The organism is Enterobacter cloacae complex sp. 302F9, assembly GCF_050030335.1.
Taxonomy (GTDB): Bacteria; Pseudomonadota; Gammaproteobacteria; order Enterobacterales; family Enterobacteriaceae; genus Enterobacter; species Enterobacter hormaechei_C.
Genome location: NZ_JBLGUC010000001.1, coordinates 4,714,233 through 4,733,886 on the forward strand (window position 1 = coordinate 4,714,233; position 19,654 = coordinate 4,733,886).

Consider the following 19,654-nt stretch of genomic DNA (forward strand, 5'->3'; position numbering starts at 1 on the left):
GCAGGGACAGAACGATTAGCGCGCAGGAAGCGTATCGACGTTAAGCGTCAGCGTTTCTTCAAAATCCGTGGTGTTAGTAACGCTAAATGCCTTGTCAGAGAGATAGGTCGTGATCATCATGGTGGCGACAAACTGCTCGCCCGCCACTTCTGTACCGTTTACCGCAGCCAGCGCTTTTTCCGGCTTTAGCGTCACCTGAGAAGCGCCTCCCTGAACGGCTACCGCGCCAATATCGACCGCGGCCAGCTGCACGGGGTTCCCGTCTACCCGCCCATCTTTAAATTCGATTTTCATCGCGCCGTTATCCGTAAAACGATACGCCAGGTTCTGTCGGGCAATCCCGTCTACGGAGAGGCGCATTTTGCGCGCATCCGGACACAGCACCGAAACCTGAACTTCACGCGTCACAGAAGCATAACCGTTATACACTTTGCCAATATGCTCAGCGGACGTTTGCCGCATATCCTCTTTACGGTAGCGCCCGTAATCGACTTTCTTCACCGCCGACATCATTTCACAGGCGCCGTCATCGGCCTGCGCCACACCCGAAAGTCCCGCTGCACCGCAGAGCAACATAAGCATCAGCGCGTATTGACGAACGTTATTCAGAGACATTTCCCTGTCACCTCTTCATAGAATTTATTCGGTTCTGCCTCCGGCAGGGTGTACGTCAGCCTGCAACGCCCTTCATCCAGCTTCGCATACAGCTGCTGGCTGGCGGAGATATCGTTCAGGAAGATCACGCCGTCTTCTGGCGCGCTCGTCACATACTCCCCTGCCGCATCCACAATCGAGACCCCTTCCGGCAGCGGCGTACCGTCCGCACGGCTGATACTGAGCAGCACGCGGCGCTGGCTTAACGTCGCAAACTCCCACTTCGCCACGGCGCCGTGAGACGCTTTGATCGCCGTTCGGCCATTTCTTACGTCCAGATTGCCTGGCAGGCTTTCCGTGTTGATCTCAATCGTACTTTCACGGAACGGCGACAGCGCAGGAATAATCGCCTGGCCCCATTTATCGGTCCATACCGCGCCGCGCGAGGTGCCTATCTCGATGCCAGCCACCGGTTTATCCAGTCTGGCAATGGCGTACGTATCGGTCACGCGGTAAGGCGAGAAGGTCACCCCGTCGCTGTGGGCGACAATCCCGCCGCTTAATGCTGCTGAGTAGTTGGTATTGCTGTCGTTATCTCCTCCTGCCGCCAGCGCCAGGTTGGTGTAATGCAGATTACTGTTCAGCGAGCTGTCCCAGCTGGTGGTGTTCTCTTCCTGGTCCTGAGTGACCCCCACCGTGTACTGGTTCTCAGCGTTGAGCGAGCCCATTGCCCGCGTGCCGTAAGAACGCTTACCTTCGCTCTCGCGATACCAGGAGCTGGTTGTCACGCCTGAGCGTCCCAGCGGGATCGACACGTTTACGTAAAACTGATCGTTGTCGCTGCTGTCGTGCCGGCTGACATCCGACTCCCAGTTCACGCTCACGTTGAAGTATTTAAAAGTCTGTGACCACGACGAGATAAACCGGCGACTGTCATAGTCGCTGTTCCAGCTCTCGTTGCGATAATAGCTGAGGGAAAAGCGGCCCAGCGTGGTACTCGACCAGTTGATACCGACGCTGGTGTCGTATTTGGTTTGCGACATATCGTCATCGTCGCCGTAAAGTTCCGTCATCTCGCGGTAGTCCGGCGTGCCATAGCTGCCGCCCAGCGAAAGCCCAATGCCCCACGGCAGGGAGTAACCCAGATCCAGCGTCGTTTTGTTGCCGTCGGTTTGCGTCTGGTTGTCTATTGACGCCAGAAAACCCAACGAGGCATACAGGTTCTGCATCGGTATGGTATCGAGGTTGCCGGAGAAGCCATAATAGTGGTTATCCGCCATCACCATACCGGCCAGGAAATTGACACGCTTATTGACAGACCAGCCGTTGTTGGCGGACACCACCCACGGATTTTCAAAGCGTGAGTCCATGTCTTCAACGCGGCCCATAGCCAGCGTAAAGCCCGGGGCACGGCCTATATGATTGCTGCGGAACGTACTTGCCGAGACAGTGAATCGGTTTTCGCTGCCATCAGTCTCGGTGACCGTTACGTTCAGGTCGGTGTTGAGGTTCGCCAGCGGCACGTCATCCAGGTTGAACGGACCGGCAGGAACCAGCGTTGAGTAAATAAGCTGTCCGCCCTGGCGGATATCGACGCGCGCCTGCGGATTACGGGCAATACCGCTGACTTCGACGCCCGTCCCCACCTGAGGAGTGAGTGCGGTATCCGGCATCATCTGGACCCCGTAAATTCCCGGAATACTGAAGCGGCTGTTGGCGATGTTAATCTGGCCACCCTGCACCATCACGCCATAATCGGTAAAGGTACGCTGGGCATAGGTGTAGAGGGAGTCGACATCAAAATCCTGATCGCTGCCGTCGCTAATGAACTGCGTGCTGCGCACAATCCAGTCTCCGGCATTAAAGCCCATTTCAAAGGTCGACTGGAAACGGTCAGCGTTCTCATCATCATAGTGATTATGGGTGCCAAACATGGAGTAATTCAGCATGGCTGCACGTCCGCCACGCACCTCGGCGAACTGTCGGTCATAATCAGGGTCGATCGCTTCAGGCGGTACAACAACCGATATTTCATCAATATCCGGCGAAGTCTGAATCGTTGATCCGGACCAGTAGTGATAAATCTTCGGGCAGGTGCCTCTTTTCGTCTGTTTAATCAGGCCCGCGTTTTCCAGAAACGCTTTATCAATACAGGGCGTTCCTTCCTCATCAAATTTCACGGGCATAATATTGCGCTGCTTACCATTAATATTAACCGTCACATTATGGTAGCCAGGGGTAAAACGGGGAGTGAGGGAATAGTAATCCGCAATGGCCGGATCAAGCCCGTTATTTTTTAAAGCATCGCTGTCAAATATGGCTCGCGCCAGTTCCAGAGATTCATTCGCATTAGAGGAAATCTCAGCCCGAATATTAAATGCCAGCACGCTAAGGCAAAACACGAGCATTCCCTTTTTACAGGAACCGTTTAACATAACTACTCCATGTTTGTTAAGTGATTTTATTGCTGAAGGTCGGCGATATAATTCCCTGCCTTATAGCCATAACGCGTTGCCGGATAGATTTCGATTTGTTTTTCGGATGCTGATATTTTGGCTGACGCGCTGGCCGTCATTTTTTCGCCAGGAAGAATGTAGGTCTTAGCTAATGTCGCGATCGTACCCGAGGCCATTAATTTCACCTTTTGCTCCAGTCGGACGACATAAGGCGTATTATTCTCAACCGTGACATTGCCATTTTTTATTTGCCAGGTGAGTGCCTTCCAGGGTTCAATATTTACCGCCAGGCCAGCCGGGTGAATAATGACGGGAAGGTTCTGGCTAAACACCACTTTAACTTTATTTTTTTCACGCTGTGGGATAGCGGTAAAAATGACACGCTTAAAATGTTCCACCTTCAGCGGCTCATTACTATTTTTCAGCACAAAACGCACGCGCTGGGTTTTACCCGCATCTACGCGCACAACCGGCTGCGTGGCAATCAGACCCGGTTTGGGGTCGTCCGGGAGATCAATAATTTTGGTGTACAGCAGCTGTGCTTCAGCATCGGTGTTTTTGACATCCATGCTGGCCCCCTGCTTGTCTTCATTGACAATAAGCAGCGAGGTATCCGGCACCATCCCGGCAGCCATACCGTTGAATGAGGCCAGCAGGCAGGCACAGATCAGCGTTCTCTTTAAAAGCAGCATAATATTAGTCCATTAATATTGGTATAGGACACCCCACCGGGGTGAGGTGTCAGGTATTTCATGATACGTGGGGGTGATTACAGATAAACCAGCTCAACGTTGGTTAAGCCGTCCAGGGTGGCTTCATCCGTGATATTTAAATCGTTGGTTGGGTTAATCATCGCGGCAATGCCCACGTTGAAGTTAATTTTAGTTTGTGCAACAGGTGCCACTGTACCGGTCGCTTGATCTGTGAAGGAATAAATCTCACTCTTATCAGGTTTCACCTGTAAGTAGCGAAACCCGCTTTTAACTCCCCATGATGCGCCGTTATCGCTGGTGAAGATTGGATAAAGGTTTACACCGTCTCCGTTGGTCGTCGCCCCGTCGGTCTTTTGGATACCCATTGAATAAGCGCCAATCTTCTTATCGCCATACATCCCCAGGCCAGCCGTAAAACCCGCACTGGTAATGAAATCCGAATCAATAAAGTTCACCGGCATATTCTCCGTAGGCGCAGAATCCACATGCGAATCGTTAAAGGTCACGCCAACGCGGGTCGCTTCTTCACAGGTAATAGAAATAGGGATAATTTTAACATCCGCCAGAGGGGTTGGGGTGGTGGAATTCAGACTAGCCACCTTCATGGTACCGAAATCAGCAATACCGCCACCGCTAATAAATGCCGGTGTACAGGAAGACGGAACAATTTTCCCCGTAACCTGAATATCAACACTGGAAGCCGCCATTGCTGAAGACGCCGCTACTGCCAGTACAGATGCCAGCACTCCTTTTTTAAACATCGCGTTCATTTAATTTCCTTATATGAGTTAAATACAAAATAAACCAAAAGAGAAATATTTGGTTTTAGGGGTAAAGATTTAATATTGTTTTTGAAACTATCATCATGAATAACCGGGGTCAATGACTCCGAATCTCTTTAGGATTAAAGCCTGAGGATTTCCTTATTATTTGGGATCAATTATTGATTATTTATATAATAAACCCCGAAATACAGTCTGAAAGACATGAAATCATACATTATTGAAATGAATTAAAAGAACTGGTCAGACCTTGTATTTAGATCATGTATGAGATTGCTGATTTTTAAGTAAGGGTAACTCAACCGGACGGAACATTATAGTTATTATTCAACCAATAAGAAATATCCCGGAGGATATGGCTATTTTCTGTCAGGTTGAAAATACAGGCGGTTTGTACAGGAAGGCGGGATAAAACAGGGGAGCAGAATGAAACCTGTCCCTGCTCCGAAAAGCAAGGGACAGCGGCTATATGACTTATTTGTTCAGTTCAGCGGTCATGTGTACGCGGTTACCGGTGAATGCCTGGGTAATTTTGTAGGATGACGCGCCCGCTTCCTGAGCCTGTGCGGCGATTTTAGCTTCTGCACCATCCAGCGTAGAGGCGGATGCAGTCACAGTCTGCGCAGCGAAAGAACCGAAAGAAGCAGCCAGAGCGATTACAGCGACAAAAGTTTTGATGCTTTTCATGAGATAAACCTTTTCGTTAAGTTGTTTAGATAAGGCACCGTGCCTTGATGAGATAAATACTAGCCCTCATCATGAACAACTAAAAGCGGAAGGTTTTGCTATACTCATTCAAAATTACTGATTAACAATCAATCGCTGCGGATGGGTGTAAATTGTCGCCCTGCCCGGCTTGCAGAACCCCACCAGCGTCAGGTTGCAGCGCTCTGCCACTTCGACCGCCAGCGTTGTCGCAGCCGACACCGCAAACAGGATCTCCACGCCGCACATGGCCGCTTTCTGCACCATTTCATAGCTGGCGCGGCTGGAAACGAGCGCGGCCCCTTGCTGCCAGACGGCATCTTCACGCGCGCGACGGCCCAGCAGCTTATCCAGCGCCACATGGCGGCCTACATCTTCATGACCTCCGACGATCTCGCCCGACGGGAGCACCCACGCCGCAGCATGTGTACAGCCGCTCAGCTGACCTATGGGCTGGACATCATTGAGGTGCTCCAGGGCTTTGTCGAGGTTACCGAGGTTGAAGGTCTGGGTAAACGGCAGCGGCGCGACGGGCTTACCGATATCGTTAAGCTGTTCAACGCCGCACACGCCGCAGCCGGTACGTCCGGCCAGCGCCCGGCGGCGCTCTTTCAGCCCCATAAAGCGACGACTGGAGAGTTCGATTTGTACTTCAAGGCCATTACAGGCCTGAACCACATCCATACCGTAGATCTCCTGCGGATGCGCAATGATGCCTTCCGAGAGGGAAAAACCTATGGCGAACAGTTCCAGATCTTTCGGCGAAGCCATCATCACCACATGCGAAATCCCGTTGTAAACCAGGGCAACGGGGACCTCTTCCGCCAGAAAATCCGGCGTGGCATGTGAAATGTGAGGCGGTCTGTGTACCGACAGTTCCACAATGCCCGCAGGCAGTGGCGACACGTGGGCAGCACGGTTTTGTTTAGACACAACGGTATTCCTGAACAACCACGGAAGTGAGCCTGCTATTGCAACACAAACGGCAGGCCTTACGCATAGTATGGATCAACTTTTCAGCAACCATTCTCCTACTCAATACGGAGGGGTGCAACCGATCAGCTGCTACACCTCTTTAACATGCACAGGATAAAATGTGATTGATATCACATTTTATAATCAATGCCGTGATAATACGTTCACTTTGTTTTAACCCCGTTAGAACAGGCGTACCGACATTGTGGTATTCTGGGCTTATCCCTCGGAGAAATGAGGGATTAATGCAAATTTTTCTCCTTTGCGGTTAATTCTCAACCGCAAAGTAAAACTACATAGCAATGTCGTAATGAACCAAGGAGTGACCCATGCAGGTCAGCAGAAGGCAGTTCTTTAAGATCTGCGCTGGCGGTATGGCAGGCACCACGGCGGCGGCACTGGGCTTTGCGCCCGGTGTAGCGCTGGCGGAAACACGGCAGTATAAACTGCTGCGCACCCGCGAAACCCGTAACACCTGTACGTACTGCTCCGTCGGCTGTGGGCTGTTAATGTATAGCCTCGGCGACGGTGCGAAAAACGCCAAAGCATCCATTTTCCACATCGAAGGCGATCCGGATCACCCGGTCAACCGTGGTGCGCTGTGTCCGAAAGGGGCCGGTCTGGTAGATTTTATCCACTCCGAAAGCCGCCTGAAGTTTCCTGAGTATCGCGCTCCCGGCTCTGACAAATGGCAGCAAATCAGCTGGGAGGAAGCGTTCGATCGCATCGCTAAGCTGATGAAAGAAGACCGCGATGCCAACTTTATCGCGAAGAATGCCGAAGGCACCACCGTTAACCGCTGGCTCTCCACCGGCATGCTGTGTGCTTCTGCGTCCAGTAACGAAACCGGCTATTTAACCCAGAAATTTACGCGCGCACTCGGTATGCTCGCGGTCGACAACCAGGCGCGTGTCTGACACGGACCAACGGTAGCAAGTCTTGCTCCAACATTTGGTCGCGGTGCGATGACCAACCACTGGGTCGACATCAAAAACGCCAACCTCATTGTGGTGATGGGCGGTAACGCCGCTGAAGCGCACCCTGTCGGGTTCCGCTGGGCGATGGAAGCCAAAATCCACAACGGCGCGAAGCTGATTGTGATCGATCCCCGCTTTACGCGTACAGCGTCAGTGGCGGATTTCTACACCCCTATTCGTTCAGGTACTGACATCACTTTCCTGTCAGGCGTATTGCTGTACCTGATGACCAACGAAAAATATAACCGCGAGTACACCGAAGCCTATACCAACGCCAGCCTGATCGTGCGTGAGGATTACCACTTCGAAGATGGCCTGTTCAGCGGTTATGACGCCGAAAAACGCAAATACGACAAAACCAGCTGGAACTACGAGCTGGACGAAAACGGCTTTGCGAAGCGCGACACCACCCTGCAACACCCGCGCTGCGTGTGGAACCTGCTGAAAGAGCACGTTTCCCGCTACACGCCGGAGGTTGTCGAAAACATCTGTGGGACGCCGAAAGCGGATTTCCTGAAGGTGTGCGAGCTGATTGCGGAAACCAGCGCGAAAGATAAAACCGCGTCGTTCCTGTATGCGCTCGGCTGGACGCAGCACTCCATCGGCGCGCAGAACATCCGCACCATGGCGATGGTTCAGCTGCTCCTCGGCAACATGGGGATGGCAGGCGGCGGCGTGAACGCCCTGCGCGGTCACTCCAACATTCAGGGTCTGACCGACCTCGGCCTGCTGTCTCAGAGCCTGACGGGTTACATGAACCTGCCGAGCGAGAAACAGACCGATCTGCAAACCTACCTGACGGCCAGCACGCCAAAACCGCTGCTCGAAGGCCAGGTGAACTACTGGGGCAACTATCCGAAGTTCTTCGTCTCGCTGATGAAAGCCTTCTACGGTGACAAGGCGACGGCGGAAAACAGCTGGGGCTTTGACTGGCTGCCGAAGTGGGACAAAGGTTACGACGTACTTCAGTACTTCGAAATGATGCACCAGGGCCAGGTCAACGGCTATATCTGCCAGGGCTTTAACCCGGTGGCGTCGTTCCCGAACAAGAACAAGGTTGTCGAGTCTCTGTCGAAGCTGAAGTTCCTGGTGACGATTGACCCGCTCAATACCGAAACGTCGACGTTCTGGCAGAACCACGGTGAGTCGAACGATGTCGATCCGTCGAAGATTCAGACCGAAGTGTTCCGTCTGCCGTCTACCTGCTTCGCGGAAGAGAACGGGTCTATCGTCAACTCCGGCCGCTGGTTGCAGTGGCACTGGAAAGGCGCGGATGCCCCGGGCATCGCCTTGAACGACGGCGAGATCCTGGCCGGTATCTTCTTACGTCTGCGTAAAATGTACGCGGCTGAAGGCGGCGCAACGCCTGAGCCGGTGCTGAACATGACCTGGAACTACTCGACGCCAGAGAATCCGTCTCCGGAAGAAGTGGCGATGGAGAGCAACGGTAAGGCGCTGGCGGACGTTATCGACCCGGCGACCGGTGCGGTGCTGGCGAAGAAAGGCGATCAGCTCAGCACCTTTGCGCACCTGCGCGATGACGGTACGACCTCCAGCGGCTGCTGGATCTTTGCCGGTAGCTGGACGCCAAAAGGCAACCAGATGGCCAACCGCGATAACGCCGACCCGTCGGGCCTCGGCAATACGCTGGGCTGGGCATGGGCATGGCCGCTTAACCGCCGCATCCTCTATAACCGCGCCTCAGCTGACCCGCAGGGCAACCCGTGGGATCCGAAGCGTCAGCTGCTGAAGTGGGACGGCGCGAAATGGGGCGGCGTGGATATTCCGGACTACAGCACTGCCGCACCAGGCAGCGATGTCGGGCCGTTTATCATGCAGCCTGAAGGGATGGGGCGCCTGTTTGCTATCGATAAGATGGCGGAAGGTCCGTTCCCGGAACACTACGAGCCGTTTGAGACGCCGCTGGGTACTAACCCGCTGCACCCGAACGTGGTCTCTAACCCGGCAGCCCGCATCTTCAAGGGCGATTTTGAAGCGCTGGGTAAAAAGGACAAGTTCCCTTATGTCGGCACCACTTACCGTCTGACCGAGCACTTCCACTACTGGACCAAGCACGCGCTGCTGAATGCCATCGCGCAGCCGGAGCAGTTTGTGGAGATCGGCGAGAAGCTGGCGAACAAACTCGGCATTGCCCATGGCGATACCGTGAAGGTCTCCTCTAACCGCGGCTACATCAAAGCCAAGGCGGTGGTGACCAAGCGTATTCGCACGCTGAACGTTCACGGTCAGCAGGTGGATACCATCGGCATCCCAATTCACTGGGGTTATGAGGGCGTGGCGAAGAAAGGGTTCATTGCGAACACCCTGACGCCGTTCGTCGGCGATGCGAACACGCAGACGCCGGAGTTTAAGGCCTTCCTCGTGAACGTGGAAAAGGTGTAACGGAGACGACTTATGGCTTATCAATCTCAAGACATTATCCGTCGTTCCGCGACTAACGGTTTCACGCCCGCGCCTCAGGCGCGGGACCACCAGCAGGAAGTGGCGAAGCTTATCGACGTGACCACCTGTATCGGCTGTAAAGCCTGTCAGGTGGCCTGTTCAGAGTGGAACGACATCCGTGACGAAGTGGGTCACAACGTCGGGGTGTACGACAACCCGGCGGACCTGACCGCCAAGTCCTGGACGGTAATGCGTTTCTCGGAAGTGGAGCAGAACGACAAACTGGAATGGCTTATCCGCAAAGATGGCTGTATGCACTGTGCGGATCCGGGCTGCCTGAAGGCGTGTCCGTCAGAAGGGGCTATCATTCAGTATGCCAACGGCATCGTCGACTTCCAGTCCGAGCAGTGTATTGGCTGCGGCTATTGCATCGCGGGTTGTCCGTTTGACGTGCCGCGCCTGAACCCGGAAGACAACCGCGTCTACAAATGTACGCTGTGCGTTGACCGCGTAAATGTCGGCCAGGAGCCAGCGTGCGTGAAGACCTGTCCAACTGGCGCTATCCACTTTGGCTCCAAAGAGGATATGAAAACGCTGGCGGCAGAGCGCGTGGGCGAGCTGAAAACTCGTGGTTACGATAACGCGGGCCTGTACGATCCGGCCGGGGTTGGCGGTACGCACGTGATGTACGTGCTGCACCACGCCGACAAGCCGAACCTGTATCACGGCCTGCCGGAGAACCCGGAAATCAGCGCGACCGTGAAGTTCTGGAAAGGCATCTGGAAACCGCTGGCCGCGGTCGGTTTTGCGGCCACCTTCGCAGCGAGCATCTTCCACTACGTCGGCGTTGGTCCGAACCGTGCGGAAGAGGAAGACGACAACCTGCATGAAGAGAAAGACGAGGTGCGCAAATGAGAAAACGTGACACCATCGTGCGCTACACCGCGCCGGAACGCATCAACCACTGGGTCACCGCCTTCTGCTTCATGCTGGCGGCGATAAGCGGGCTAGGGTTCTTCTTCCCGTCCTTCAACTGGCTGATGCAGATACTGGGCACGCCGCAGCTGGCGCGCATCCTTCACCCGTTCGTGGGTGTGGTGATGCTTGCCTCGTTCATCATCATGTTTTTCCGCTACTGGCACCATAACCTAATCAATCGGGATGATATCTTTTGGGCGAAGAATATTCGTAAGATCGTCGTCAACGAGGAAGTGGGTGATACCGGGCGTTATAACTTCGGCCAGAAATGCGTATTCTGGGCGGCGATTATCTTCCTGGTCCTGTTGCTGGTGAGCGGCGTGATCATCTGGCGTCCGTACTTTGCGCCTGCTTTCTCAATCCCGGTGATCCGATTCGCGCTGATGCTGCATTCATTTGCCGCAGTGGCGTTAATTGTGGTTATCATGGTGCATATTTACGCCGCCCTCTGGGTGAAAGGCACCATTACCGCGATGGTGGAAGGCTGGGTCACCAAAACGTGGGCGAAGAAACATCACCCGCGCTGGTACCGAGAAGTCCGCCAGAAACAGGAAAAGTCATCTGAATGAGTATTCGCATAATCCCGCAAGATGAGCTGGGGTCGAGCGAGAAACGTACGGCGGAGTATATTCCGCCGTTGTTATTCCCCAGACTCAAGAACCTCTACAACCGCCGCGCAGAGCGTCTGCGCGAGCTGGCAGAGAACAACCCGCTGGGCGATTTTCTGCGTTTTGCCGCGCTAGTCGCCCATGCGCAGGAAGTGGTGCTGTACGACCATCCGCTGCAAATGGACCTGACCGCACGCATCAAAGAAGCCAACGAGCAGGGCAAACCGCCGCTGGATATTCACGTCCTGCCGCGCGACAAGCACTGGCATAAGCTGCTGCATTCCCTGATCGCCGAGCTGAAGCCCGAAATGAGCGGCACGGCGCTGGCAGTCATTGAGAACCTGGAAAAAGCCTCCGATCAGGAGCTGGAAGAGATGGCGAGCGCGCTGTTTGCTTCCGACTTCTCACTGGTGAGCAGCGATAAAGCGCCGTTCATCTGGGCTGCGCTGTCGCTCTACTGGGCGCAAATGGCGAGCCTGATTCCAGGTAAAGCCCGCGCCGAATACGGCGAAGCGCGCCAGTTCTGCCCGGTGTGTGGTTCAATGCCGGTCTCCAGCATGGTGCAAATCGGCACCACTCAGGGGCTGCGCTACCTGCACTGCAACCTGTGTGAAACCGAGTGGCACGTGGTGCGCATCAAGTGCAGCAACTGCGAACAGACCCGCGATCTGAACTACTGGTCGCTGGAAAATGAAGACGCGGCGGTGAAAGCGGAGAGCTGCGGCGACTGCGGGACCTACCTGAAGATTCTGTATCAGGAAAAAGACCCGAAAGTCGAAGCCGTGGCCGACGATCTCGCCTCGCTGATTCTGGACGCGAAGATGGAGCAGGAGGGCTTTGCCCGCAGCTCGATCAACCCGTTCCTGTTCCCGGGTGAAGGGGAGTAATCTCCTGTGAGAGTGCCGGGCGGCGCGAGCTTGCCCGGCCTACACCTGGTAAGGCGTAAGGACCTCGTCAATACCCGCAAAATCTTTCGTGTTGCGAGAAATCAACGGACATTTTCTGCTCTGCGCTGTGGCCAGAATGATAGCATCAGGCAGTTTCATTCCATGCTTCTCACGTAGTAAAACGCTTCTTTCCGCAATATCCCGAGACACATCAATAATTTCAAAAGCGCCCATAACGGCTGCCGTTTTCGCTTCATGACCATGCCTGCGAGCGCTCACCATTACTTCCATCCAGGTAATTAAGCTGATGGCACGATGCGACGCGGTATGCTCAATCGCATCCGCAGCTTCAATACGGTTGTTGAAGAGATCAATGAGAATATTGGTATCAAACACTGCCATGTGCTCCATGATTACCACTCCTCACGCAGCTTGCGTTCATACTCAAGCCCGTCCTCTTTTCTGTCTCCCCACAGACCAAGCGCATTTCGGATAACAGAAGAACTCTGCTGGTCGAGATACAGCTCTATCGCTTCCCGAAGCAGTTCAGCACGTGGTTGATTTCGCAATTGCTTGAGATTATCCAAACGTTGAATCACGTCATCAGACAAATCGATAAGTATTCTGCCCATATCAAGTTCCGCCAAAACGCTCATATATCACCTTAGTATATCATCTTTGGTTAATTTTCAGGCAAAATACTCTTTATCAATTTAGGGTGAAAGGACGTTTTTTAGGGAATGATCGATTTTGCGAGCCGCTTTCCACAATATGCACCTCTCAACATTTCTCTGTTTTCATCTGCTGTAAACCAGGCTATAAACTGTATAAAAACACAGTAAAAGGACGTAATCATGGCACTGGAAAAGGGTATTGATAAGCTGGTACAGGAGTTTATTGCCACAGGACGACCTTCCTCGCGAAAGCAGAGTATTGATGACCGGAGAAGCGGATATGTCGCCAGCACAGCGCTAGCCGGGGAAACAGAAACGCGTGTCCAGGTTGAAACGCTTGTTCTTGAGGATATGACCTTTCGGGTATTTTCGCCTTTCAATGCCCCTGAAACGTTATCTTGTGCCCTCTACTATCATGGCGGTTGTTTTGTCAGCGGTGGGTTTGAAACCCATGATAATCAGCTTCGCCAACTGGCGTTTTACGGTAACTGCCGGGTCATTGCGGTTCAGTACAGACTCGCACCCGAGCATACTTTCCCCGCTGCGCATGACGATGCAGAGAGAGCGGCAGATCTTGTCTGGCAAAATGCAGAACAATTAGGTGTGGATAAAAACCGGATTACACTTTGTGGAGACAGCGCGGGAGGTCATCTTGCGCTGGTAACGTCATTGCGGCTTAAGGCCAAAGGTCTCTGGGATCCCGCGCAGCTCATTCTTATCTACCCCATGCTCGACGCTACGGCCAGTTTTGAAAGCTATACCCTCAATGGCATGGATTACGTGATTACTCGCGATACCCTTTTGAGCGGCTATGAAATGTATCTGGCTGGAGCCGACCGTCAACATCCTGAAGTCAGCCCACTGTGGCGCAACGACTTTAGCGGTCTGCCGAAGGTCCATATTGTTACCGCGGAATATGATCCGTTACGCGACGAAGGCGAGGCGCTTTATCAGCGCCTCACGGAGCAAGGCGTGAAGTGTACCGCTCAACGATGGTGGGGTGTAATACACGGCTTCTTCCAGTTGGGTGGAATTAGCCAGTCAGCGCGAGACGTTATGCGAGATATTGCCTGGCGCATTAACCATGCCGGGCGAGAGTGAGAAGGAGACTATTCCTCCTCGTTCCCGCCCTCTTCATACGCGCCATACGGCTTCGCAGGCAGAACGATATAGGTGCCTTCAAACACCGCGCCTGGCGTTTCATCGCCGAACAGCTCAACCTGCATCTGTACGCGTGCTTTACGTCCACGCGCCAGACGGTCGAGATCGCCGCCCAGTGCGCCCAGGTCAGCAACCGCGCTCGGCTTGCCGCTGATCGGGGCGCTGTAGCGGATATGGGCATCGGCCAGAATAATGGTGCCGCCGAGATGACGTTCGCGCAGCATCAGCCAGATCAGTCCCCAGCCGGTGAGCGTGGCGAGTGAAAACAGACTGCCGGCAAACAGGGTATGGTGCGGGTTCTGGTTGCCGGTTTCCGGCATGGTGGTAATAAATTTTTGCCCGGTGTACTGCTGAATACGCACACCCATTTTTTCACTGAGCGGAATGTGCTGATACCATGCCTGCTGGAGCTGCCCGCACCAGTCGGCGCGATGGAGAATATCGTCCAGCGTGGCGATGGGTTTGATCATCAAAAAGTGACGAATCGGCGTAGTTTGCGGGGCGGTGATTTCCCCCTGATTCACGAAACCAAGCTTGGCAAAGAACTCAACGGCATCTTCGCGGGCGCTACAGGTGACACGCTTGACCCCTTCCTGACGGGCAACGGATTCCAGCGTCATAGCCATCAGCGTTCCAAGGCCTTTGTCCTGCACGGAGGGATGAACGGCCATAAAGCGGATTGAAGCTTCGTTGTCGGCATTGATATACAGTCGCCCAACGGCGACGAGGTTGCCCTCTTCATCAACCACCATCTGGTGGTGCGCCATCGCGTCCCAGGCGTCGCGTTCAGAGCCTTTAGGTTGATGCAGTGGCTTGCGCAGCATTTCCCAGCGGAAATGGTAATAAGCGTCTAATTCTTCTTCCGTTTGCGGTACTCGAAGGTGATACATAGCTGTACTCTCTCTTGTTACCCGCGGCCATGCCGCCAGTTGGCTCATACCTGGAGCCAGAATGTGACGGGGCCATCGTTCACCAGCGAAACCTGCATATCCGCAGCGAATCGTCCGGTTTGTGTATTCATGTCCTGTTGGCGACAGCGCTCAACAAAGTACTCGTAAAGGGCTTCTGCGCGATCCGGTGCCGCGCCCTTCGAAAAACTCGGGCGCATGCCGCGTTCGGTATCCGCGGCCAGCGTAAACTGGGAGACCACAAGCACGCTGCCGCCCGCCTGCTGAACGTTCAGGTTCATCTTGCCTTCCGCATCGCTGAAAATGCGGTAGCCCAGTACGCGCTCACACAAGCGGTTGGCTTTTTGTTCGTCGTCATCCTTTTCGACACCCAGGAGCACCAAAAGTCCTGGGCCAATTTCACCCGTCACCTCATCCGCCACGGTGACGCTGGCACGGGTTACGCGCTGAATCAATGCAATCATGGTTGGTCTGCTTCTTGTTGTTTTTCAGCTTCTGCTGCTTTTTTGAGTTCGCGGTAGACCCCGAGAGTGACAGTTATTTCGGCGCCAAGCAAGACGATACACCACGTCCAGTAGACCCAGACAAACAAAATGGGGATCACCGCCAGCACGCCGTAAATCAGCTGATAAGAGGGGAACATGGTGATATAAAGCGCGAATCCTTTCTTGCCCAGCTCAAAGAGCAACGCCGCGACCAGCGCACCCACCACGGCATCCCGGTTGGGTACGCGCGTGGTTGGTACCACGCTGTAGAGCAGCCAGAACGAAAGCCACGATAAAATCAGCGGGAATATACGCAGCACGTTATCGATCACGCTGTTTAAGTCGGTCGCCCAGCGCAGCGAAAGAAGGTAGGAACTGATCGCCAGGCTTGCCCCCGCCAGCAATGGGCCAAGGGTTAAAATCATCCAGTAGACGGCAAAGGAGTAAACCTTCGGGCGGACTTTTTTGCTCCGCCAGATGGTGTTGAGCGCACTGTCGATGGAGTACATCAGCAGCAGCGCGGTAACAATAAGCCCACATGCCCCCACCGCCGTCATCTTGCTGGAGTTAGCGACAAACTGTTCAATGTAGTTCTGGATCACATCGCCGGTGGCAGGAATAAAGTTCGCGAAAACAAAATGGCGAAGCTGCATGCTCACATCGGCAAACATCGGAAACGCCGAAAAAAGCGCAAAAATCACCGCCACCAGCGGCACCAGCGAGAGCAAGGACACGTAAGCGAGATTGCCCGCCAGCGTGGTCATGTTGTCCTCGTCAATGCGATGCCAGAGGAGTTTCAGCCACGCCCTCAGCGGGCGCGTGTGGTGATTGGCTTTTTGATGAACGGTTTTTAGCATAACTGCTTCGCAAAGTAGTTCGGTATCGTCTCTTTTCCGGTCACCAGAATGGAGGTGATACCTAACTGATTAGCCCCTTCTATATTATCGGCGTTGTCGTCAAAAAAGACCGCATCCGCCGCCGTGGATCCTTCTTCCTGCAATACCGCCTGATAGATGCGCGCCTCAGGTTTACGCATCCCCATCTCCTGGGAGAGATACACCTTATCTGCCGCCGCGTGGATTTCCGGGTATTCATCCGGCCAGAAGGTGGTATGCAGGCGGTTGGTATTCGACAGGACGACGACACGATGCCCCTGCTCGCGCAGCTTGTGCATGATGTCGATCACTTCGGGGCGGATCGCGACAAATATGGCCTGCCAGCCGTGGGAAAACTGCTCGTAGCTTAACGAGAGACCCATTTCCTGACAGAAACGCTCTGCGAACGCTTCATCGCTGATCTCACCGCGCTCGTGCAGATGGAAAGTCTCACCCATCGCGAAATTCTGCTTTAACGTCGCCAGCGGAACACGGCTAAAATCGCTCCATGCGCCCAGCACCCGGTTAAAATCGATATCGACGATTACATTTCCTAAGTCAAAGATATAAAGCATGTTTATCTCCTTTCGCCGTGGAAAAGTAACTGTAGCGGGAAAGAGAAACTTTAGCTATGCGCCAGATTCAGCTTAGAGAAAGGAAAGGCCCGAATCGCAATATCGGGCCATAGGATTTTCAGCCAGCCTGCTGCTCTTCTCCGGAATTGACTTCGACAACCTCAACCTTGCTGGATTTGAGGTGATTTTGCAGCGCCGGGCCGGGCAGCTCATCGGTGAACAGCGCCGTCGCCTGCGCCACGTTGCCAATTTCAACCGCCGCGGAGGCGTGGTATTTCGTATGATCGGCCGCCAGTAAAATGTGACGGGAGTGAGCGATCATGGTTTTCACCACGCTGGCTTCGTTAACGTCAAATTCCATCATCGCGCCGTCGTGCTCTATCGCCCCGACGCTGGTGACCAGGTAATCTGCGCGAAATCCTGACACGAACGCCGTTGCCGCAGGACCGATAATGCCGCCGTTATGCGGGCGCAGCGTACCGCCGGGCACCATCACCTCAAAGCGCGGATTCTTATAAAGAATGTGCGCCACCCGCAGGCTGTTAGTGATGATGCGCAGATGATTATGGTTAAGCAGTGCCCGGGCAACGTGCTCCACGGTCGTCCCGATGGTGATAAAAATGGTCGAACCGTCGGGAATATAGTCCGCAATCGCTTCGGCAATCGCCCGTTTCTCTTCGGTAAGCGAGACTTCACGCTGTTCGAACGCCGTGTTGACCACGCTGGATGCCCTGCCCGCGCCGCCGTGATGACGGGTGATCAGCCCCTGCTCGCTGAGCTTACGGATATCCCGGCGCACGGTTTGCGTGGAGACATCCAGCAGCTGCGCCAGTTCATCAATGTTCATATAGCCGCGATCGGCAATCAGCGTCAGCAGCTGATCGTGACGCGGGTTGCCGGTCAGTTCGGTAAGGCTCATGGGCTGTCCTCTGAAAACCATCACGCCCCGCATTTTATACAAAAAGTGACAAAAAAGAGCGGGTTTGATCACAGTCGGGTATACCCGCGCGCCCGCCGGGCTTTGTACATTTCAGTGCTGCGACGGCGCTGGCAAAACGCACGGCGTCTGCGGCGGGTAATTTCTGCCCCAGGCTGACCGCCAGCGCACCGTGGAACACGTCGCCCGCCCCGGTGGTATCAATGACGTTCACTTCAAAACCAGGCTGATGACATAGCGTGTCGTTTTCCAGCCAGAAACAGCCGTCTCGCCCCTGTGTGACATACACATGTCCATTTGTGAGCGTTTGTGCTTTCTTCAGCGCGTTTTCGGTTTCATCCAGCTGCGTTAACCGCCGCAGTCCTGGCGCGGAGAAGGCCGCGTGGTCGCTTAAGGCGATCAGCTCCGCGATATCCTGCGGGGTGACATCCGCATCCAGCAACGTCGGTACGCCCTGCTGGCGGGCCAGGGTAAATGCCTGTTTTGCCCCGTCATGCCAGCGCACGTCGGCTAAGACAATGTCCCACTGAGAGAAGTCGATTTCATGCAGCCAGTCTGCCGCCGCAGGGAGATCGGGGCTGGGGTAGTTGGCAATCACTCTTTCCCCACCTGCGTCCACCAGCACCGCCGACTGTGACGAACGAGCCCCCTTAAACACGCGCGTATAGCGGGTGTTCACCCCCAGGGATTCCAGCTCCGCAAGCAGTCGTCTGCCGGTATCGTCGTCCCCCACCCGGCCAATAAAATCCACTTCCGCGCCCAGTTTCGCGGCTGCCACTGCCGCCGTTGCCGCCGGGCCGCCGCCCACTTCCGTATAGTCTTTTGCGACATATTTCCCACCTTCTTTCGGTAAATCATCGAGATACCAGATGCGATCCAGCACGGTAATGCCGACACAAACGATGCGAGTCATGGTGATTCCTTCTGCGATTTCTGATGCCTTCATTTTAATTTCACCAAATGTTTAAAAAGTGACCCGTGTCAATTTTTTGACTATAAATTACAAATACGATCAAAAACAGACACCACAAACGCGCAAAAATTGACACGATGTGACAGGAGAGAGGCATGTCAGCAATCGCATTTATCGGCTTAGGACAGATGGGCGCGCCCATGGCGAAGAATCTGTTGAAACAGGGCCACCAGCTTAACGTTTTTGATGTGAACCCGCAGGCGGTTCAGGCGCTGGTAGAGAGCGGCGCCCGGGCGGCGGCTACGCCCGCACAGGCAGCAACGGATGCCGAATTCGTGATCACTATGCTGCCAAACGGCGACCTGGTGCGCAGCGTGCTGTTCGGCGAGCACGGCGTGTGCGAAGGGTTATCCCGCGACGCGCTGGTCATTGATATGTCCACCATTCACCCGCTGCAAACCGACGCACTGATCCGCGACATGGCTAAGCAAGGCTTCAGCCTGATGGACGTGCCCGTCGGACGCACCTCTGATCATGCCATCGCCGGTACGCTGCTTCTGCTGGCGGGCGGTACGGCGCAGCAGGTTGAGCGCGCCACCCCCGTTTTAATGGCGATGGGCAATGAACTGATTAACGCTGGCGGGCCGGGAATGGGCATCCGCGTGAAGCTCATCAATAACTACATGAGCATCGCCCTGAACGCCCTTTCCGCCGAAGCCGCCGTACTGTGCGAAGCGCTTGGCCTCTCCTTTGACGTGGCGCTCAAGGTGATGAGCGGCACGCCGGCGGGTAAAGGCCACTTCACGACATCCTGGCCGAACAAGGTGCTGAAAGGGGATCTTTCACCCGCCTTCATGATCGACCTTGCGCATAAGGATCTGGGGATCGCCCTCGACGTGGCCAACCAGCTCCACGTTCCGATGCCGCTGGGCGCGGCGTCCCGCGAAGTATACAACCAGGCACGCGCCGCCGGGCGCGGGCGCGAAGACTGGACGGCCATTCTTGAACAGGTTCGCGCATCTGCCGGGCTGAAAAAACCACACTGATA

20 protein-coding genes are annotated in these 19,654 nt (G+C 54.6%); 6 read left to right on the forward strand and 14 right to left on the reverse strand.

Annotated features, from left to right (window positions below; all coding sequences use genetic code 11):
- Positions 1-15 precede the first annotated feature (15 nt).
- The 6 genes from ACQG0T_RS22845 to fdhD form a co-directional block, all read right to left on the reverse strand.
- Positions 16-615: a hypothetical protein gene (locus tag ACQG0T_RS22845; RefSeq protein WP_252051968.1), complete on the reverse strand. Its 600-nt coding sequence runs from the start codon at positions 613-615 to the stop codon at positions 16-18.
- Complete coding sequence (locus ACQG0T_RS22850; protein WP_252051970.1) at positions 606-3,029, reverse strand: fimbrial biogenesis usher protein; 2,424 nt, start codon at positions 3,027-3,029, stop codon at positions 606-608. The genes ACQG0T_RS22845 and ACQG0T_RS22850 overlap by 10 nt, the downstream gene beginning before the upstream one ends.
- 26 nt (positions 3,030-3,055) lie before the next feature.
- On the reverse strand, positions 3,056-3,742 hold the full coding sequence (locus ACQG0T_RS22855; protein ID WP_045142619.1) for a fimbria/pilus chaperone family protein: 687 nt from the start codon (positions 3,740-3,742) through the stop codon (positions 3,056-3,058).
- Between the two features lie 77 nt (positions 3,743-3,819).
- Positions 3,820-4,533: a DUF1120 domain-containing protein gene (locus tag ACQG0T_RS22860; protein WP_015569917.1), complete on the reverse strand. Its 714-nt coding sequence runs from the start codon at positions 4,531-4,533 to the stop codon at positions 3,820-3,822.
- Positions 4,534-5,019: 486 nt separating this feature from the next.
- Positions 5,020-5,232 carry a DUF1471 domain-containing protein gene (locus tag ACQG0T_RS22865; protein WP_015569916.1) on the reverse strand — a complete coding sequence of 71 codons (213 nt, stop codon included), beginning with the start codon at positions 5,230-5,232 and terminating at the stop codon, positions 5,020-5,022.
- A gap of 114 nt (positions 5,233-5,346) precedes the next feature.
- Positions 5,347-6,183 carry a formate dehydrogenase accessory sulfurtransferase FdhD gene (gene fdhD / locus ACQG0T_RS22870; protein ID WP_017382677.1) on the reverse strand — a complete coding sequence of 279 codons (837 nt, stop codon included), beginning with the start codon at positions 6,181-6,183 and terminating at the stop codon, positions 5,347-5,349.
- Positions 6,184-6,554: 371 nt separating this feature from the next.
- On the opposite strand from fdhD, the gene fdnG reads away from it, so the two are divergent.
- From fdnG to fdhE, 4 genes are read left to right on the forward strand one after another with little or no spacing between them, the layout of a single operon-like run.
- Positions 6,555-9,605, forward strand: a complete 3,051-nt coding sequence (fdnG, locus tag ACQG0T_RS22875) for a formate dehydrogenase-N subunit alpha (protein WP_085929672.1) — start codon at positions 6,555-6,557, stop codon at positions 9,603-9,605.
- 12 nt (positions 9,606-9,617) lie between these two features.
- On the forward strand, positions 9,618-10,520 hold the full coding sequence (gene fdxH, locus ACQG0T_RS22880) for a formate dehydrogenase subunit beta (protein WP_014072386.1): 903 nt from the start codon (positions 9,618-9,620) through the stop codon (positions 10,518-10,520).
- Entirely contained in the window at positions 10,517-11,152 is a 636-nt protein-coding gene (fdoI, locus tag ACQG0T_RS22885; RefSeq protein WP_252051972.1) for a formate dehydrogenase cytochrome b556 subunit, read from the forward strand. The genes fdxH and fdoI overlap by 4 nt, the downstream gene beginning before the upstream one ends.
- On the forward strand, positions 11,149-12,078 hold the full coding sequence (fdhE, locus tag ACQG0T_RS22890; RefSeq protein WP_003861956.1) for a formate dehydrogenase accessory protein FdhE: 930 nt from the start codon (positions 11,149-11,151) through the stop codon (positions 12,076-12,078). Before fdoI ends, fdhE begins: the two co-directional genes overlap by 4 nt.
- A 39-nt stretch (positions 12,079-12,117) precedes the next feature.
- Here the strand turns inward: fdhE and ACQG0T_RS22895 are convergent, their stop codons facing one another.
- Both ACQG0T_RS22895 and ACQG0T_RS22900 read right to left on the reverse strand, forming a co-directional pair.
- On the reverse strand, positions 12,118-12,489 hold the full coding sequence (locus ACQG0T_RS22895) for a PIN domain-containing protein (protein ID WP_015569913.1): 372 nt from the start codon (positions 12,487-12,489) through the stop codon (positions 12,118-12,120).
- A 2-nt stretch (positions 12,490-12,491) separates the two neighbouring features.
- The gene (locus tag ACQG0T_RS22900; protein ID WP_015569912.1) at positions 12,492-12,734 is read right to left on the reverse strand and encodes a ribbon-helix-helix domain-containing protein; all 243 of its coding nucleotides are present in this window, start codon (positions 12,732-12,734) and stop codon (positions 12,492-12,494) included.
- A gap of 198 nt (positions 12,735-12,932) precedes the next feature.
- On the opposite strand from ACQG0T_RS22900, the gene ACQG0T_RS22905 reads away from it, so the two are divergent.
- Positions 12,933-13,853 (forward strand): alpha/beta hydrolase, encoded by a 921-nt coding sequence (locus tag ACQG0T_RS22905; protein WP_015569911.1) that lies wholly within the window; start codon positions 12,933-12,935, stop codon positions 13,851-13,853.
- Between the two features lie 8 nt (positions 13,854-13,861).
- Here ACQG0T_RS22905 and fabY read toward each other — a convergent pair whose 3' ends face one another.
- The 6 genes from fabY to ACQG0T_RS22935 form a co-directional block, all read right to left on the reverse strand.
- Entirely contained in the window at positions 13,862-14,803 is a 942-nt protein-coding gene (fabY, locus tag ACQG0T_RS22910; RefSeq protein WP_015569910.1) for a fatty acid biosynthesis protein FabY, read from the reverse strand.
- 44 nt (positions 14,804-14,847) lie between these two features.
- Positions 14,848-15,285: a D-aminoacyl-tRNA deacylase gene (dtd, locus tag ACQG0T_RS22915; RefSeq protein ID WP_015569909.1), complete on the reverse strand. Its 438-nt coding sequence runs from the start codon at positions 15,283-15,285 to the stop codon at positions 14,848-14,850.
- Complete coding sequence (locus ACQG0T_RS22920; protein WP_003861949.1) at positions 15,282-16,163, reverse strand: virulence factor BrkB family protein; 882 nt, start codon at positions 16,161-16,163, stop codon at positions 15,282-15,284. The genes dtd and ACQG0T_RS22920 overlap by 4 nt, the downstream gene beginning before the upstream one ends.
- The gene (yihX, locus tag ACQG0T_RS22925) at positions 16,157-16,756 is read right to left on the reverse strand and encodes a glucose-1-phosphatase (protein ID WP_017694048.1); all 600 of its coding nucleotides are present in this window, start codon (positions 16,754-16,756) and stop codon (positions 16,157-16,159) included. The genes ACQG0T_RS22920 and yihX overlap by 7 nt, the downstream gene beginning before the upstream one ends.
- 118 nt (positions 16,757-16,874) lie before the next feature.
- Positions 16,875-17,675 (reverse strand): DeoR/GlpR family DNA-binding transcription regulator, encoded by an 801-nt coding sequence (locus ACQG0T_RS22930; protein ID WP_003861944.1) that lies wholly within the window; start codon positions 17,673-17,675, stop codon positions 16,875-16,877.
- A 34-nt stretch (positions 17,676-17,709) separates the two neighbouring features.
- Entirely contained in the window at positions 17,710-18,606 is an 897-nt protein-coding gene (locus ACQG0T_RS22935; RefSeq protein WP_126805249.1) for a sugar kinase, read from the reverse strand.
- 155 nt (positions 18,607-18,761) lie between these two features.
- Here ACQG0T_RS22935 and yihU point away from each other — a divergent pair, with 155 nt between their 5' ends.
- The gene (gene yihU, locus ACQG0T_RS22940) at positions 18,762-19,652 is read left to right on the forward strand and encodes a sulfolactaldehyde 3-reductase (protein ID WP_032672236.1); all 891 of its coding nucleotides are present in this window, start codon (positions 18,762-18,764) and stop codon (positions 19,650-19,652) included.
- The last annotated feature ends 2 nt before the right edge of the window (positions 19,653-19,654 follow it).

Coding starts and splice junctions, on each gene's coding strand:
- ACQG0T_RS22905 (WP_015569911.1), top strand. CDS start 12,933: ATGGCACTGGAAAAGGGTATTGATAAGCTGGTACAGGAGTTTATTGCC.
- fdhE (WP_003861956.1), top strand. CDS start 11,149: ATGAGTATTCGCATAATCCCGCAAGATGAGCTGGGGTCGAGCGAGAAA.
- fdoI (WP_252051972.1), top strand. CDS start 10,517: ATGAGAAAACGTGACACCATCGTGCGCTACACCGCGCCGGAACGCATC.
- ACQG0T_RS22845 (WP_252051968.1), bottom strand. CDS start 615: ATGTCTCTGAATAACGTTCGTCAATACGCGCTGATGCTTATGTTGCTC.
- ACQG0T_RS22900 (WP_015569912.1), bottom strand. CDS start 12,734: ATGAGCGTTTTGGCGGAACTTGATATGGGCAGAATACTTATCGATTTG.
- ACQG0T_RS22895 (WP_015569913.1), bottom strand. CDS start 12,489: ATGGAGCACATGGCAGTGTTTGATACCAATATTCTCATTGATCTCTTC.
- ACQG0T_RS22850 (WP_252051970.1), bottom strand. CDS start 3,029: ATGTTAAACGGTTCCTGTAAAAAGGGAATGCTCGTGTTTTGCCTTAGC.
- yihU (WP_032672236.1), top strand. CDS start 18,762: ATGTCAGCAATCGCATTTATCGGCTTAGGACAGATGGGCGCGCCCATG.
- ACQG0T_RS22930 (WP_003861944.1), bottom strand. CDS start 17,675: ATGAGCCTTACCGAACTGACCGGCAACCCGCGTCACGATCAGCTGCTG.
- fabY (WP_015569910.1), bottom strand. CDS start 14,803: ATGTATCACCTTCGAGTACCGCAAACGGAAGAAGAATTAGACGCTTAT.
- ACQG0T_RS22855 (WP_045142619.1), bottom strand. CDS start 3,742: ATGCTGCTTTTAAAGAGAACGCTGATCTGTGCCTGCCTGCTGGCCTCA.
- fdxH (WP_014072386.1), top strand. CDS start 9,618: ATGGCTTATCAATCTCAAGACATTATCCGTCGTTCCGCGACTAACGGT.
- ACQG0T_RS22920 (WP_003861949.1), bottom strand. CDS start 16,163: ATGCTAAAAACCGTTCATCAAAAAGCCAATCACCACACGCGCCCGCTG.
- dtd (WP_015569909.1), bottom strand. CDS start 15,285: ATGATTGCATTGATTCAGCGCGTAACCCGTGCCAGCGTCACCGTGGCG.
- ACQG0T_RS22865 (WP_015569916.1), bottom strand. CDS start 5,232: ATGAAAAGCATCAAAACTTTTGTCGCTGTAATCGCTCTGGCTGCTTCT.
- ACQG0T_RS22860 (WP_015569917.1), bottom strand. CDS start 4,533: ATGAACGCGATGTTTAAAAAAGGAGTGCTGGCATCTGTACTGGCAGTA.
- yihX (WP_017694048.1), bottom strand. CDS start 16,756: ATGCTTTATATCTTTGACTTAGGAAATGTAATCGTCGATATCGATTTT.
- ACQG0T_RS22935 (WP_126805249.1), bottom strand. CDS start 18,606: ATGACTCGCATCGTTTGTGTCGGCATTACCGTGCTGGATCGCATCTGG.